A 13,320-nucleotide genomic window follows, 5' to 3' on the forward strand; every position below is an offset into this window, starting at 1 on the left:
ATAGCCGCGCGCACCATGTCGCGAAACCCGAAAAGCCCGGCCCCGGACATCGCGCCCGCAATTCGCGCGCGGCCGATCGTGCTCGTCGGATTGATGGGATCGGGCAAATCGACGATCGGCCGCCGCCTGGCGCAGCGCCTCGGCATGCGCTTCGCCGACGCCGACGACGAGATCGAACGCGCCGCCGGCATGACGATATCCGACATTTTCGCGCGCTTCGGCGAAGCGCATTTCCGCGACGGCGAACGCCGCGTGATCGCGCGCCTGCTCGCCGGTCGGCCGCTGGTGCTCGCGACGGGCGGCGGCGCCTTCATGAACGACGAGACGCGCGCACTGATCCTGGGCAAAAGCCTGTGCATCTGGCTCGATGCCGACGTTGCGACCCTGGTCGAGCGCGTCGGGCGCCGCAGCCATCGCCCGCTGCTCAAGAACCGCGACCCCGGTGAGGTGCTGCGCGAACTCGCCGCGGTCCGCAATCCCGTCTATGCCGAGGCGCATATCCGCGTCAGCTCGGCAAGCAATCCGCACGAACATACGGTGCGCGCGATCCTGGAGGCGCTGTCGCAATGGAAGCCGCAATGACCAGACTGACCGTCGAACTCGGCGCGCGCAGCTATCCGATCCTGATCGGCGAGGGGCTGCTCGACGAATTGGGCGCGCATGTCGCCCCGCTGCTAAAGCGTCCGCGCACGATGATCGTCACCGATACCCATGTCGCCGATGCCTATCTGGCCAAGGTCGGTGCCGCGCTGGGTGCAGAGGGCATTTCCTTTTCCTCGCTCGTCCTGCCCGCAGGCGAAACAACGAAAAGCTGGGAGGGTCTTGCGCGGCTGACCGAATGGCTGATCGGCGAAGGCGTCGAACGCAGCGACCATGTGATCGCACTCGGCGGCGGCGTGATCGGCGATCTCGTCGGCTTTGCGTGCAGCATCGTCAAGCGCGGCTGCGCCTTCATCCAGGTGCCGACGACGCTACTCGCGCAGGTCGACAGCAGCGTCGGCGGCAAGACCGCGATCAACGTCGCCGCGGGCAAGAATCTGATCGGCGCCTTTCACCAGCCGGCGCTGGTCGTGATCGACCCCGCGACTCTGACCACCCTCCCCCGCCGCGAACTCGGTGCGGGCTATGCCGAAGTCGTCAAATATGGCCTGATCGACGATGCGGACTTCTTTGCCTGGTGCGAGGCGAACGGCGCCGCGCTGCTGGCCGGCGATACCGCCGCGCGCGCTTATGCCATCGCGCACAGCGTCGCGGCGAAGGCCCGGATCGTCGCCGCCGACGAACGCGAGACGCAGGATATCCGCGCGCTGCTGAATCTGGGCCACAGCTTCGGCCACGCTCTCGAAGCCGAAACGGGCTATTCAGAGCGGCTGCTGCATGGCGAAGCGGTTGCGGCGGGCATGGTCCTCGCGCATCGGTTTTCGGCGGCGAAGGGCCTGTGCTCCGCTGCCGATGCCGAACGGGTGCGCGCGCATCTGGCGAGCGTCGACCTGCCGCACAGTCTCGCCAGCGCGGGTATCAATACCGGCGGCGCGGCGCTTGCGGCGCATATGGCGCACGACAAGAAGGTGCGCGGCGGCAAACTGCCGCTGATCCTGACGCGCGGCATCGGGCAGAGTTTCGTCACCGACGAATATGGGCTCGACAGCGTGGCGGAATTTCTCGACGCGCAGGCGGCTTAGGCGCCAGACGCCTCGGTTAGCAGACGCGTCACGCCGACTCGGGGTCGGCCGCCTGCATCGCTTCCTCGTCGCGCGCGGCGGCCTTTGCCTCCTGACGCCGCTGGCGTAATTTTTCCAGCACGCTTGCCGACTCGCGGCCGCCGCCGGGCTTGAAACGGTGATCCTTGCCCGCCGCGAGGTCGCCTTCGTCCATCTGCGCGGCGAGGCGCGTCGCGTCGAGCTGGCGCAGCGCCGCCTCGACATCTTCCATCTGGCGCGGATCGACGTCGAGCTTTTCGAGCGCCATGAGCCCCAACGCGATCGAGCTTTCGAAAACCTCGCGCACCGCGCCTGCAGTTCCCGCGCCCTCGATCGCCATCAACTGGCGCCGATCGAAAACGCGCGTCAGTATCTTGGCCTGCGGGAAGGCTTCGACGATCGGACGCAATACTTCGGTATCAACCGTGGCGTCGTCGATGCAATAGATGATGACCCGCGCCTCCTCCGCGCCCGCTCGACGAAGCAGGTCGAGCCGCAGCCCGTCACCGAAATAGACTTTGGTGTCGAACCGGCCGGACAATTCGATCTGGCTCGGCTTCTTGTCGATCAGCGTGACCGAACAATCGACCGCGTGGAGCATCTGCGCGACGATCTGGCCGAAGCGGCCATAGCCGATGACGAGCGCCGAGCCGCGCGGCGCATCGTCGGGTCCTTCGAGTTCGTCGCCATCGCGATCGGGCGAGAATTCGAGGTTGCGGGCGAACAGCATCAGGAAAGGCGTCGATACCATCGACAGTGTTACCACCGCGCTGAACAGGCTCGCCGCCTCGGGCGCGATAAGCAGCGCGTCGGCGGCCTGGGTAAAGAGCAGGAAACCGAACTCGCCGCCCTGGCTGAGCAACAGCGCGAGGCCGAGCGCGGTTTTCCACGATTTGCCGAACGCACGCACGAGCAGTGTCAGCACCATGACCTTGACCGCAACCAGACCCGCCGCGAGCAGCAGAACGCGCAGCGGATCGGCGAGGATCACATTGACGTCGAGCACCATGCCGACGGCCAGGAAGAACAGGCCGAGCAAGATCAGGCGGAACGGCTCGACATCGGCCTCGATCTCGTGGCGATATGGCGAATCGGCGAGCATCACCCCCGCGACGAAAGCACCCAGCGCCGTCGAGACATGGAGGCTGTGCATCAGCGCCGAACTCGCCAGCACCACGAGCAGGCCGACGACGACGAACAGTTCGCGCTCGCCATAGCGCGCGACGAGACGCAGCAGCGGATTGACGACGAACCGGCCGGCGAGGACCAGCCCCGCGATGGCGAGCAGCGTATAAAGCGCCAACAGCGTGCCCGGCGGCGCCGAAGGGTCGGCGGGCGCCCGCGACAGCGCGGCGATGATCGTGATCATCGGCACGATCGCCAGATCCTGAAAGAGCAGGATCGAAAAGGCCTTCTCGCCGAAAGGCGAGTTGATCCGGCCCGAGCTTTTGAGGCTCGGCAGCACCTGCGCCGTCGACGACAGCGCGAGCGGCAGGCCAAGCGCGAGCGCCGCTGCGGGGCTGAAGCCCAGCGTCACGAAGATCAGCCCGGTCAGGAGCAGCCCGGTGACGACAACCTGCGCCAGCCCGAGCCCGAAAATGGCGCGGCGCAGTTGCCAAAGCCGCCGCGGATGCAGTTCGAGGCCGACGAGGAACAAGAGGAAGGCGATGCCGATCTCGGCGATTTGCAGCTTCGACTCGCCGCCGCCGACGAGACCCAGACCGTGCGGCCCGACGAGCGCGCCGGCGATCAGATAGCCGAGCACCGCGCCGAGCCCCAAACGGCGGAATATCAAGACGAATAACGTCGCAACGCCCAGCAGCACCGCGCCTTCGAACAACAGCGTATCGGTCGGGGTGCGCGCCGCCACCTCGGTGACGGCGGGCGCCGTTGCCGCGAGGAGAAAAGTCATGCCGTCACCTCGTCATCCTCAAGCGCGGCGATGGCGGCATCGAAAGGCAGCAGTATAGCGCCCTGCCGCGCCGGATAGTCGCGCGCCGGCGCGAGCAGATCGAAGCCGGGCCAGTCGGGCATAGCGCCCTCGCCCGCGAACCAGGCGGCGATGGCGTCGCGCGCAGCGCGAATGTCACCGAGCGCGCGGCCGGGCGCGTGGCGTGCGACCAGCGCCGCCGACGCCTGCCCCAGCGCGCAGGCTTCGACGTGCAGGCCGACCTTCGTCACGCGTCCGCTCTCGTCGGCGTCGAGGTCGAGGATGATCGCGCTGCCGCACAGCGGCGCGCGCGCCGAGATATGATGGCGCGCCTCGGGCAGCGGCGGATAATCGGCATTGGCGACTGCCAGCGCCAATATGTCGCGGTTATACAGCGGCGCGCTCATTTCGCGGCCGCGTCGGGCGCGTCCTGCTTCACGGTCGTGCTTTCGGCGGCGCGCGCTTCGGCCCGCCGTTCGGCGACCACCTTGCTCAGCGCGGCGCTCGTCGCGTTGAGTGCGGGATAGGTGCGGCTCTGCTCCATCCATTCGGGACGCTGCGTATTGCCATAGCCGATGTCATAGAGAAGCGTAACGAGCATGAAGCCGATCGCGGCGATCAACAGACCCTTCACCGCCCCGAAACCCGCGCCGAGCCCACGGTCGATACCGCCGACGATCGAGGCGCGGCTGCGCTGCCCCATCGCGCGCGAACCCCATTTGGCGAGGCCGAAGACGATACCGAAGAGAAGAACGAAGGCGAGCATCGCCGCTCCGCCCGCGGTTCCGACCCAACGCGACACGAACTCGGTCACTGCCGGATGAAAGAAGCGCACCGCCGCGATCGCCAGCACCCAGGCGAGCAGGGTCGTCACCTCCTGCACCAGCCCGCGCGAAAAGCCGAGCGCTGCGCCGCCACCGACCAGCGTCAGCACGATGATATCCAGAGCCGTCAGACTTCCCATCTGCCGGTCGCTAGTCGCGCCCGAGCATCAGGTCAACGAGTTCGCCGAGCCGCGTGAAGCCGGTAACGCCGATGCCGTTCACAGCCTTCATCCCCTTCGGCCCCCAGCCCTTTGAAAAACCGAGCTTCGCGGCTTCGCGCAGGCGCAGCGCGTCGTGCGCGACAGGGCGAATTTCGCCCGACAGCGACAATTCGCCGAAGACGATCGCATCGGCAGGAACCGGCCGCTCGCTGAACGCCGAAATCAGCGCTGCAGCGACCGCCAGATCGGCGGCGGGATCGGTCAGGCGATAGCCGCCCGCGATGTTGAGATAGACTTCCGCGCCGCCCATCTGGAGCCCGCAGCGCGCTTCGAGCACCGCAAGCACCATAGCAAGGCGCCCGCTGTCCCAGCCGACGACGGCGCGCCGCGGCGTCGCGCCGCTCGCCAGCCGCACGGTCAGCGCCTGCACCTCGACCAGCACCGGGCGCGTCCCCTCCAGCGCCGGGAAGACGACCGATCCCGGCACGTCGCGGCTGCGGTCGGTCAGGAACAGGCTCGACGGGTTGCTGACCTCGCCCAGCCCTTCCTCGCCCATCGCGAAGACGCCGATTTCGTCGGTGCCGCCAAAGCGGTTCTTCACCGCGCGCAGGATGCGATACTGGTGGCTGCGCTCGCCCTCGAACGCCAGCACCGTATCGACCATATGTTCGAGGACGCGCGGACCTGCGATCGTGCCATCCTTGGTGACATGCCCGACGAGGACGATCGCGGCGCCGCCGTCCTTGGCATAGCGGATCAGTTCCTGCGCGCTCGCGCGGACCTGGCTCACCGTTCCCGGCGCGCTGTCGATGAGGTCGCTGTGCATCGTCTGGATCGAATCGATGACGACGAAATCGGCGTCGCGGCTGTCGAGCGTCGCCAATATGTCGCGCACCGACGTCGCGCTCGCCAGCGCGACCGGCGCGTCGCCGAGCCCCAACCGCTGCGCGCGCAGCCGCACCTGACCCGCCGCTTCCTCCCCGCTGATATAGACGACCGACTTGCCCGCCTTCGCGAGCCGCCCGGCCGCTTGCAACAACAAGGTCGACTTGCCGATCCCCGGATCGCCGCCGATCAGCGTTGCCGATCCGGCGACGAAGCCGCCGCCGAGCGCCCGGTCGAATTCGGCGATGCCGCACAGCATCCGCTCCGGCATCGGGCTATGCTCGCCCAGCGTCTCGAGCGCCAGCGAACGGCCGCCTTTCGACAGGTCGTGCTTGGCTGAAAAGACGGTTTCGCTCGCCTCTTCGACCAGGGTATTCCACTCGCCGCAATCGGCGCATTGCCCCTGCCACCGGTACGAGACTGACCCGCAATTCTGGCAGACATATTGACGCTTCGCTTTGGCCATGCGGATCGCATAATCGGAACAAAGATGGAACGCCAGCGCTTTCCTCTCGGTCGTTGCGAGGAGCGTAGCGACGCGGCAATCTCCCGCTCTCGACTTTGCGCAAGGCGATGGCTGGAGATTGCTTCGCTTCGCTCGCAATGACGATCAAACCGCTTTACGGCAGCTTCAAACCCGAATCACCTTCGCACAGGAAAGCTCCGCGCCATGAAATTCTTTGCCGACACCGCCGAAATCGCCGACATCAAGGAACTGGCCGCAACGGGGCTGCTCGATGGCGTCACCACCAACCCGTCGCTGATTGCCAAGTCGGGCCGCGACTTCAAGGAAGTGACGAAGGAAATCTGCGCACTCGTCGATGGCCCGGTCTCGGCAGAGGTCGTTGCGCTCGATCATGAAACGATGATGAAGGAGGCCGAAATCCTCCGCAAGATCGCCGACAATGTCTGCATCAAGGTGCCGCTGACGATCGACGGGCTCAAGACCTGCAAGGCGCTGACCGGCGACGGCACGATGGTCAATGTGACGCTCTGCTTCTCGGCGACGCAGGCGCTGCTCGCGGCGAAGGCGGGCGCGACCTTCGTCTCGCCCTTCGTCGGTCGCCACGACGACAATGGTTTCGACGGCATGCAATTGATCGCCGACATCCGGCTGATCTACGACAATTATGCCTTCGAGACCGAAATCCTGGTCGCGAGCGTGCGCCACGGCATCCATGTCCTCGAAGCCGCCAAGATCGGCGCCGATGTGATGACTGCGCCGCCGTCGGTCATCAAGGGATTGTTCAAGCATGTCCTGACCGAAAAGGGCATCGAAGGCTTCCTGGCCGACTGGGCCAAGACCGGGCAGTCGATCTGACCCCTACAAAACCCGAAACAGTCGTGTGTCCCCGCGAAGGCGGGGATCCATCTCCCGCCGGCTCAAAATGGCACCTTCCGGAGATGGGCTCCCGCCTTCGCGGGAGCACACCGTTATTTGGCTCAGCTTTCCAGTTGACGTAAACGTCAACCTCCCGCGATACTCGTCCGAAAGGGAGAGATTCGCGATGACCGACACCACCATTCTTACCGAACGCCGCGGCCATGTGCTGATCGTCACGATCAACCGCCCCGAGGCGCGCAACGCGGTCAACGCCGCGGTCCACGTCGGCATCGGCACCGCGCTCGAAACCGCCGAGAACGACCCCGAAATCCGCGCCGTCGTCATCACCGGCGCGGGCGACAAGAGCTTTTGCGCCGGCGCCGACCTCGTCGCCCTGTCGCGCGGCGAGAGCCTCGCGCCGTCGGACCCCGATCAGCTTGCATGGGGCTTCGCGGGCATGGTGTCGCACCCGATCTCGAAGCCGATCATTGCCGCGGTCAACGGCTTCGCTTTCGGCGGCGGCTGCGAGATCGCGCTGATGAGCGACATCATCGTCGCTGCCGAGCACGCCCAATTCGGCCTGCCCGAAGTCAAGGTCGGGCTGTTCGCCGCTGCGGGCGGTGCCTTCCGCCTTGCGCAGCAGATGCCGCGCAAGCTGGCGATGGAGCATATGCTGACCGGCGACCCGATCCCTGCCGCGCGCGCGGCGCAATTCGGCCTCGTCAACCATGTCGTCCCGCTCGCCGAGCTGATGCCGACCGCGCTTGCGCTCGCCGACAAGATTGCCGCCAACGCGCCGCTGTCGGTGCAGGCATCGAAGCGCGTCGCACTTGGCATCCAGGACGGCCGCATCGCCGCCGACGCGCCCTATTGGGAGCACAACACCCTGGAACGCAGCGCCTTGATGCGCAGCGAGGACGCGCGCGAAGGCCCGCGCGCCTTTGCCGAAAAGCGCAAACCCGAATGGAAAGCGCGCTGACATGGCCATGACCGATCCCGAGCGCATTCCCGTCATCATCGGCGTCGGGCAAGTCAACGACCGCCCCGCCGACCCCGACGAAGGGCTCGACTCGCTCGGGCTGATGGTCGCGGCGCTGCGGGTCGCCGCCGAAGACGCCGGCGTGCCGCTCGCCGAGATCGACAGCCTCGCGATCGTCGACCAGATCAGCTTTCACAGCCTTGGCAAGCTGCCCGAACCGCTGGCCGCCGCCATCGGCGCCAGCCCGGCGATCAACTATCAGTCGGCGGCGCCACACGGCGACACGCCGGTACGCCTGCTCAACGAAGCGGCGAACCGCATCGGCGCAGGCGAGGTAAAGCTCGCGGCCATCGTCGGCGCCGAAGCGCTGCGCACCGCCGCCGGCCGCGCCGCCAAGGCTGAGAGCGGCGAGGACAAGAGCTATAACGCGATCCGCAAGGTCGCGACGCGGCGCGAGCCCGATTATGCGCAAAAGCACGGCCTCGCCGCGCCGGTCGACGTCTATCCGCTGTATGAAAATGCGACGCGCGCCGCCTGGGGCCAGAGCCTTGCCGAAGCACAGGATGAAAGCGCCGAAATCTGGTCGCGCTTTTCAGAGGTTGCGGCGGCAAACGAAGGCGCCTGGATCCGCAAGCCCGCAACGCCTGCCGACATCCTGCGCGTCGACGAGCGCAACCGGCCGATCGCCTTTCCTTACTCCAAGCTGATGGTCGCCAATTCGTCGGTCAATCAGGGCGCGGGCCTCCTCGTCGCCAGCCTGGCCGAAGCGCGGCGGCGCGGCCTAGCGGAAGACCGGCTGATTTACGTGGGTATGGGCGCCGCGGCGAAGGAGCCGCCGAGCATCCTCGGCCGCGACCGCTATAACGGCAGCGTCAGCATGGAAACCTCGATCAACCGCACGCTCGCGCTCAATGGCATGACCGCGCAGGATTTCGATTTCGTCGAACTCTACAGCTGCTTCCCTTGCGTGCCGAAGATGGCACGCCGCACGCTCGGCTGGCCGGTCGACCGCCCCGCTACGGTGTTCGGCGGGCTGACCTTCGGCGGCGGCCCGATCGCCAATTATATGAGCCACGCCATCGTCTCGATGGTGGAGAAACTCCGCCGCGATGGCCGCTACGGCTTCCTCTTCGCCAATGGCGGCTTCGCCACCGACAATCATTGCATCGTGCTGGGCAAGGAGCCGATCGCCGCCGCCAGCTTCCCGCAGGATTTCGACTATCAGGCCGAAGCCGAGGCCAAGCGCGGACCGGTGCCCGATCTGGTCGAGGATTATGCGGGGCCGGCAACGATCGAGAGCTACACCATCTTCTACGGCCGTGACGGTGCGCCAAGGGCGGGCGTGGTGGTGGCACGGACTCCGGCAGGAGAGCGCACGCTCGCACATGTCGATGTGGAGGATGCGGCGATGCTGGCATTTCTGACCGACGGCAAGGCCGAACCGGTCGGTGCAGCGGGCCAGATCGTGGCGCTCGACGAAGGCTTCGGCTGGCGGGCAGGCTGACGAAACTTGTCATTGCGAGGAGGCGAGGCGACGCGGCAATCCCCAGCTATCGACCTTGGGCTAGCCGACAGCTGGAGATTGCTTCGCTTCGCTCGCAATGACGAGGATTGCTAACCCAGATCGAAACTGACACCCTGCGCCAGCGGAAGCGCGTCGGAATAGTTCACCGTGTTCGTCGCGCGGCGCATATATTGGCGCCACGCATCCGACCCGCTCTCGCGTCCGCCGCCGGTTTCCTTCTCGCCGCCGAACGCTCCGCCGATCTCGGCGCCCGATGTGCCGAGATTGACGTTGGCGATGCCGCAATCGCTCGCGGCCAGGAAGCGCTCGGCTTCGCGCAGGTCGGTGGTGAAGATCGCCGATGACAGTCCCGCCGCCACATCATTGTGTAGACGGATCGCGGTGTCGAGATCGTCGTAGCGCATGACGTAGAGGATCGGCGCGAACGTCTCCTCCAGCACCGGGCCGACCTGCCCGGGCATTTCCACGAGTGCGGGGCGAACATAATAGCTCGCGCCTTCGCCGACCCGATCGCCGCCATGCACGACGCCGCCCGCGGCCTTTGCCGCCGCCAGCGCTGCCTGCATCGCCTCATAGGCAGCGCGGTCAATGAGCGGGCCAACCAGCACGGTGCTCTCCAGCGGATTGCCGACGCCGACGCTGGCATAGGCCGCCTTCAACCTGGCGACGAAGCCGTCATGGATGATGTCGTGGACGAACAGCCGCCGCGTCGTCGTGCAGCGCTGCCCCGCGGTGCCCATTGCGCCGAACGCGACCCCGCGCAGCGCGAGATCGAGGTCGGCCGAGGGGGCGACGATCACGCCGTTATTGCCGCCGAGTTCGAGGATCGCGCGCGCGAACCGCTGCGCGAGGCGCGGCGCCACGGCGCGGCCCATGCGCGTCGATCCCGTCGCCGAGACGAGCGCGACGCGGGCATCATCGACAAGCGCCTCGCTTGTCTCGCGCCCGCCGATCAGCACTTGCGACAATCCCGCGGGCGCGTCGCCGAACCGCCGCAAGGCGCGCTCGAAAATCGCTTGCGTCGCCAAGGCGGTAAGCGGCGTCTTTTCGGAAGGCTTCCAAACCACGCTATTGCCGCAGACGAGCGCTAGCGCGGCATTCCATGCCCAGACGGCGACCGGAAAATTGAAGGCGGAGATGACGCCCACGACGCCCAGCGGGTGCCATATCTCCATCATCCGGTGCCCGGGTCGCTCGGTCGCGATGGTGAGGCCGTGAAGCTGGCGCGACAGGCCGACCGCAAAGTCGCAGATGTCGATCATCTCCTGCACCTCGCCCGCGCCTTCGGACGGAATCTTGCCGGCTTCGATCGTCACCAGCGTCGCAAGATCATCCTTGGCAGCGCGCAGTTCCTCGCCGAACAACCGCACCAGCTCGCCGCGGCGGGGGGCGGGCACGTCGCGCCACGCGCGGAACGCCGCACCGGCCGCGGCGAGCGCGGCGTCGGTGTCGGCGGCATCGGCGATCCGGACCGCCGCGATCTGCTCGCCGGTCAGCGGTGAATGGGACGGCATCGAACCCTGGGTGTATAAGGCGCGCTCCACGCCGAGCGTATCGAGCAGGCCTGCCGTCATTTTCTCGATCCCGGCCATCCTTCGTCCTTTCGTCCACGTCATCGGGCAGCCGCATAATACTCCTCCCCCGTTCGTGTCGAGCGAAGTCGAGACACCACGACGGCGCGCAAGGACGATAGGGCATCTCGACTTCGCTCGATGCGAACGGCTAAGGGGATAGCAAATAGAGGAGAGATGCAGTGTCCGAACTACCCCCCTCCGAACCCTTCGTCCCCGTGCCCGCCGATGCCGCCGCGAACACGCATTGCAGCGCGGCCGATTATGACCGGCTCTACGCCGCCAGCATCGAGGATCCCGACGGTTTCTGGGCCGATCAGGCGCAGCGCATCGACTGGATGATGCCGCCAACGAAGATCGCGGGCTGGTCCTACGATCCTGTCAGCATCAAATGGTATGAGGACGGCGTTCTCAACCTTTGCCACAATGCGCTCGACCGCCATGTCGCCGCGGGCCATGGGATGCGCACCGCGATCATCTTCGAACCCGACGCCCCCGATGGCGAGGTGCGGCACATCAGCTATGCCGCGCTGCTCGCCGACACGATCCGCATGGCGAACACGCTCAAGAAGATGGGCGTCCGCAAGGGCGACCGCGTCACCATCTATATGCCGATGATCCCCGAAGGCGCGATGGCGATGCTCGCCTGCGCGCGCATCGGCGCGATCCACAGCGTCATCTTCGGGGGCTTTTCGCCCGAGGCGATCCACGGGCGGATCGAGGATTGCGGCAGCGACTGGGTGATCTGCGCTGACGAAGGGCTGCGCGGCGGCAAGACGATCCCATTGAAGGCCAATGTCGACAAGGCGCTCGAGCGCGTCGACGTAAAGGGCGTACTCGTGATTGCGCACACCGGCGGCGACGTCGCGATGCGCGAAGGCCGCGACCATTGGTACGACGCGCTGTCGGCCGATGTCGGCGCCGACTGCCCGTGCGAGCCGATGGGCGCCGAAGACCCGCTGTTCATCCTCTACACCTCAGGCTCGACGGGCAAGCCGAAGGGCGTGCTGCACACCGTCGGCGGCTACAGCGTGTGGACCGCATCCACCTTCTGGTACGGGTTCGACTATCGGCCGGGTGAAATCTTCTGGTGCACCGCCGACATCGGCTGGGTCACGGGGCACAGCTATGTCGTCTACGGGCCGCTTCAGAATGGCGCGACGACGCTGATGTTCGAAGGCGTACCCAATTATCCGGATCACGACCGTTTCTGGCAGGTCGTCGACAAACACCGGGTCAACATCCTCTACACCGCACCGACCGCGATCCGCGCGCTGATGCGCGAAGGCGACGATTATGTGACGCGCCACGACCTCTCGACGCTCCGGCTGCTCGGCAGCGTCGGCGAACCGATCAATCCCGAGGCATGGCGCTGGTATCACCAGCTCGTCGGCAAGGGCCGCATCCCCGTCGTCGATACCTGGTGGCAGACCGAGACCGGCGGCATCATGATCACGACGCTTCCCGGCGCGCATCCGATGCAGCCGGGCAGCGCGGGGCGCCCCTTTTTCGGCGTTCGGCCGCAGCTCGTCGATGCCGATGGCGCGGTGCTTGCCGACGAACAGGTCGGCGGCGCGACCGAGGGCAATCTGTGCATCACGCACAGCTGGCCGGGGCAGGCGCGGACGGTCTATGGCGACCATGACCGCTTCATCCAGACCTATTTTTCGACCTACAAGGGCAAATATTTCACCGGCGACGGCTGCCGCCGCGATGCCGAGGGCTATTGGCGGATCACCGGGCGGGTCGACGATGTCATCAACGTCTCGGGCCACCGCATGGGCACCGCCGAGGTCGAAAGCGCGCTCGTGCTGCACGATCTCGTCGCCGAAGCCGCGGTCGTCGGCTTCCCGCACGACATCAAGGGTCAGGGCATCTACGCCTATGTCACACTCAACGCCGGGGTCGAGCCGACCGAAGAGATTGCCGCCGCGCTGCGGCAGCAGGTGCGCACGGAAATCGGCCCGATCGCGACGCCCGACCATATCCACTTGACCCCCGCCCTTCCCAAGACCCGGTCGGGCAAGATCATGCGGCGGATACTGCGCAAGATCGCGGAGAATGACTTCGGCTCGCTCGGCGACACGTCGACGCTGGCGGACCCGAGCCTGGTCGACGGGCTGATCGAAGGGCGGAAGAATAGGTAATCCAGCGCCCAATAGGCGACCATATGCAAAGACAATGAAATCAAAGAAAATTCAGATTATTCTACAAAGCACCCACCCTTCAAAGAAAGATATAGAAATCTTCCTAAAAATGAAGGGGGGCTAATCAAATTACGTCGTCGCCCGACAGTGAGATGCAGTATATTATTCTCGTATCGAAGATAATGTCAGTAAACTTCGTAGGATCCGGTGCCCCCCGGAATATAAGGAGGATTGGTTTGCGCTGAAGCAGGAAGAACAAATGTTACGGAAGCAC

General features: G+C 66.1%; 11 protein-coding genes. 6 read left to right on the forward strand and 5 right to left on the reverse strand.

Annotated elements, in window-relative coordinates:
- Window positions 1-15: 15 nt before the first annotated feature.
- Both P1IM2_RS18625 and aroB read left to right on the forward strand, forming a co-directional pair.
- Window positions 16-582, forward strand: coding sequence for a shikimate kinase (locus tag P1IM2_RS18625; protein ID WP_062901901.1), 567 nt, complete (start codon window positions 16-18; stop codon window positions 580-582).
- On the forward strand, window positions 579-1,682 hold the full coding sequence (aroB, locus tag P1IM2_RS18630) for a 3-dehydroquinate synthase (protein WP_186403455.1): 1,104 nt from the start codon (window positions 579-581) through the stop codon (window positions 1,680-1,682). Before P1IM2_RS18625 ends, aroB begins: the two co-directional genes overlap by 4 nt.
- A gap of 28 nt (window positions 1,683-1,710) precedes the next feature.
- Here aroB and P1IM2_RS18635 read toward each other — a convergent pair whose 3' ends face one another.
- From P1IM2_RS18635 to radA, 4 genes are read right to left on the reverse strand one after another with little or no spacing between them, the layout of a single operon-like run.
- The gene (locus P1IM2_RS18635; RefSeq protein ID WP_186403456.1) at window positions 1,711-3,612 is read right to left on the reverse strand and encodes a cation:proton antiporter; all 1,902 of its coding nucleotides are present in this window, start codon (window positions 3,610-3,612) and stop codon (window positions 1,711-1,713) included.
- Window positions 3,609-4,037 (reverse strand): iron-sulfur cluster assembly scaffold protein, encoded by a 429-nt coding sequence (locus P1IM2_RS18640; RefSeq protein WP_186403457.1) that lies wholly within the window; start codon window positions 4,035-4,037, stop codon window positions 3,609-3,611. Before P1IM2_RS18640 ends, P1IM2_RS18635 begins: the two co-directional genes overlap by 4 nt.
- The gene (locus P1IM2_RS18645) at window positions 4,034-4,594 is read right to left on the reverse strand and encodes a CvpA family protein (RefSeq protein ID WP_186403458.1); all 561 of its coding nucleotides are present in this window, start codon (window positions 4,592-4,594) and stop codon (window positions 4,034-4,036) included. Before P1IM2_RS18645 ends, P1IM2_RS18640 begins: the two co-directional genes overlap by 4 nt.
- 10 nt (window positions 4,595-4,604) lie before the next feature.
- Window positions 4,605-5,966 (reverse strand): DNA repair protein RadA, encoded by a 1,362-nt coding sequence (gene radA / locus P1IM2_RS18650; protein ID WP_186403459.1) that lies wholly within the window; start codon window positions 5,964-5,966, stop codon window positions 4,605-4,607.
- A 204-nt stretch (window positions 5,967-6,170) separates the two neighbouring features.
- On the opposite strand from radA, the gene fsa reads away from it, so the two are divergent.
- The 3 genes from fsa to P1IM2_RS18665 all read left to right on the forward strand — a co-directional run bounded on the left by fsa (window position 6,171) and on the right by P1IM2_RS18665 (window position 9,307).
- On the forward strand, window positions 6,171-6,821 hold the full coding sequence (gene fsa / locus P1IM2_RS18655; RefSeq protein WP_058813215.1) for a fructose-6-phosphate aldolase: 651 nt from the start codon (window positions 6,171-6,173) through the stop codon (window positions 6,819-6,821).
- Between the two features lie 187 nt (window positions 6,822-7,008).
- Window positions 7,009-7,803: an enoyl-CoA hydratase-related protein gene (locus tag P1IM2_RS18660; protein WP_003052771.1), complete on the forward strand. Its 795-nt coding sequence runs from the start codon at window positions 7,009-7,011 to the stop codon at window positions 7,801-7,803.
- Between the two features lies 1 nt (window position 7,804).
- A complete protein-coding gene (locus P1IM2_RS18665; protein WP_260834198.1) occupies window positions 7,805-9,307 on the forward strand; it encodes an acetyl-CoA acetyltransferase in 1,503 nt (500 codons plus the stop codon).
- Between the two features lie 110 nt (window positions 9,308-9,417).
- Here P1IM2_RS18665 and P1IM2_RS18670 read toward each other — a convergent pair whose 3' ends face one another.
- Complete coding sequence (locus P1IM2_RS18670) at window positions 9,418-10,920, reverse strand: aldehyde dehydrogenase family protein (protein ID WP_186403460.1); 1,503 nt, start codon at window positions 10,918-10,920, stop codon at window positions 9,418-9,420.
- A 161-nt stretch (window positions 10,921-11,081) separates the two neighbouring features.
- Here P1IM2_RS18670 and acs point away from each other — a divergent pair, with 161 nt between their 5' ends.
- Complete coding sequence (acs, locus tag P1IM2_RS18675; protein ID WP_186403461.1) at window positions 11,082-13,046, forward strand: acetate--CoA ligase; 1,965 nt, start codon at window positions 11,082-11,084, stop codon at window positions 13,044-13,046.
- Window positions 13,047-13,320 lie beyond the last annotated feature (274 nt).

Origin of the sequence: Sphingopyxis sp. P1IMeth2 (assembly GCF_900185685.1) — a bacterium.
GTDB classification, from domain to species: domain Bacteria; phylum Pseudomonadota; class Alphaproteobacteria; order Sphingomonadales; family Sphingomonadaceae; genus Sphingopyxis; species Sphingopyxis terrae_A.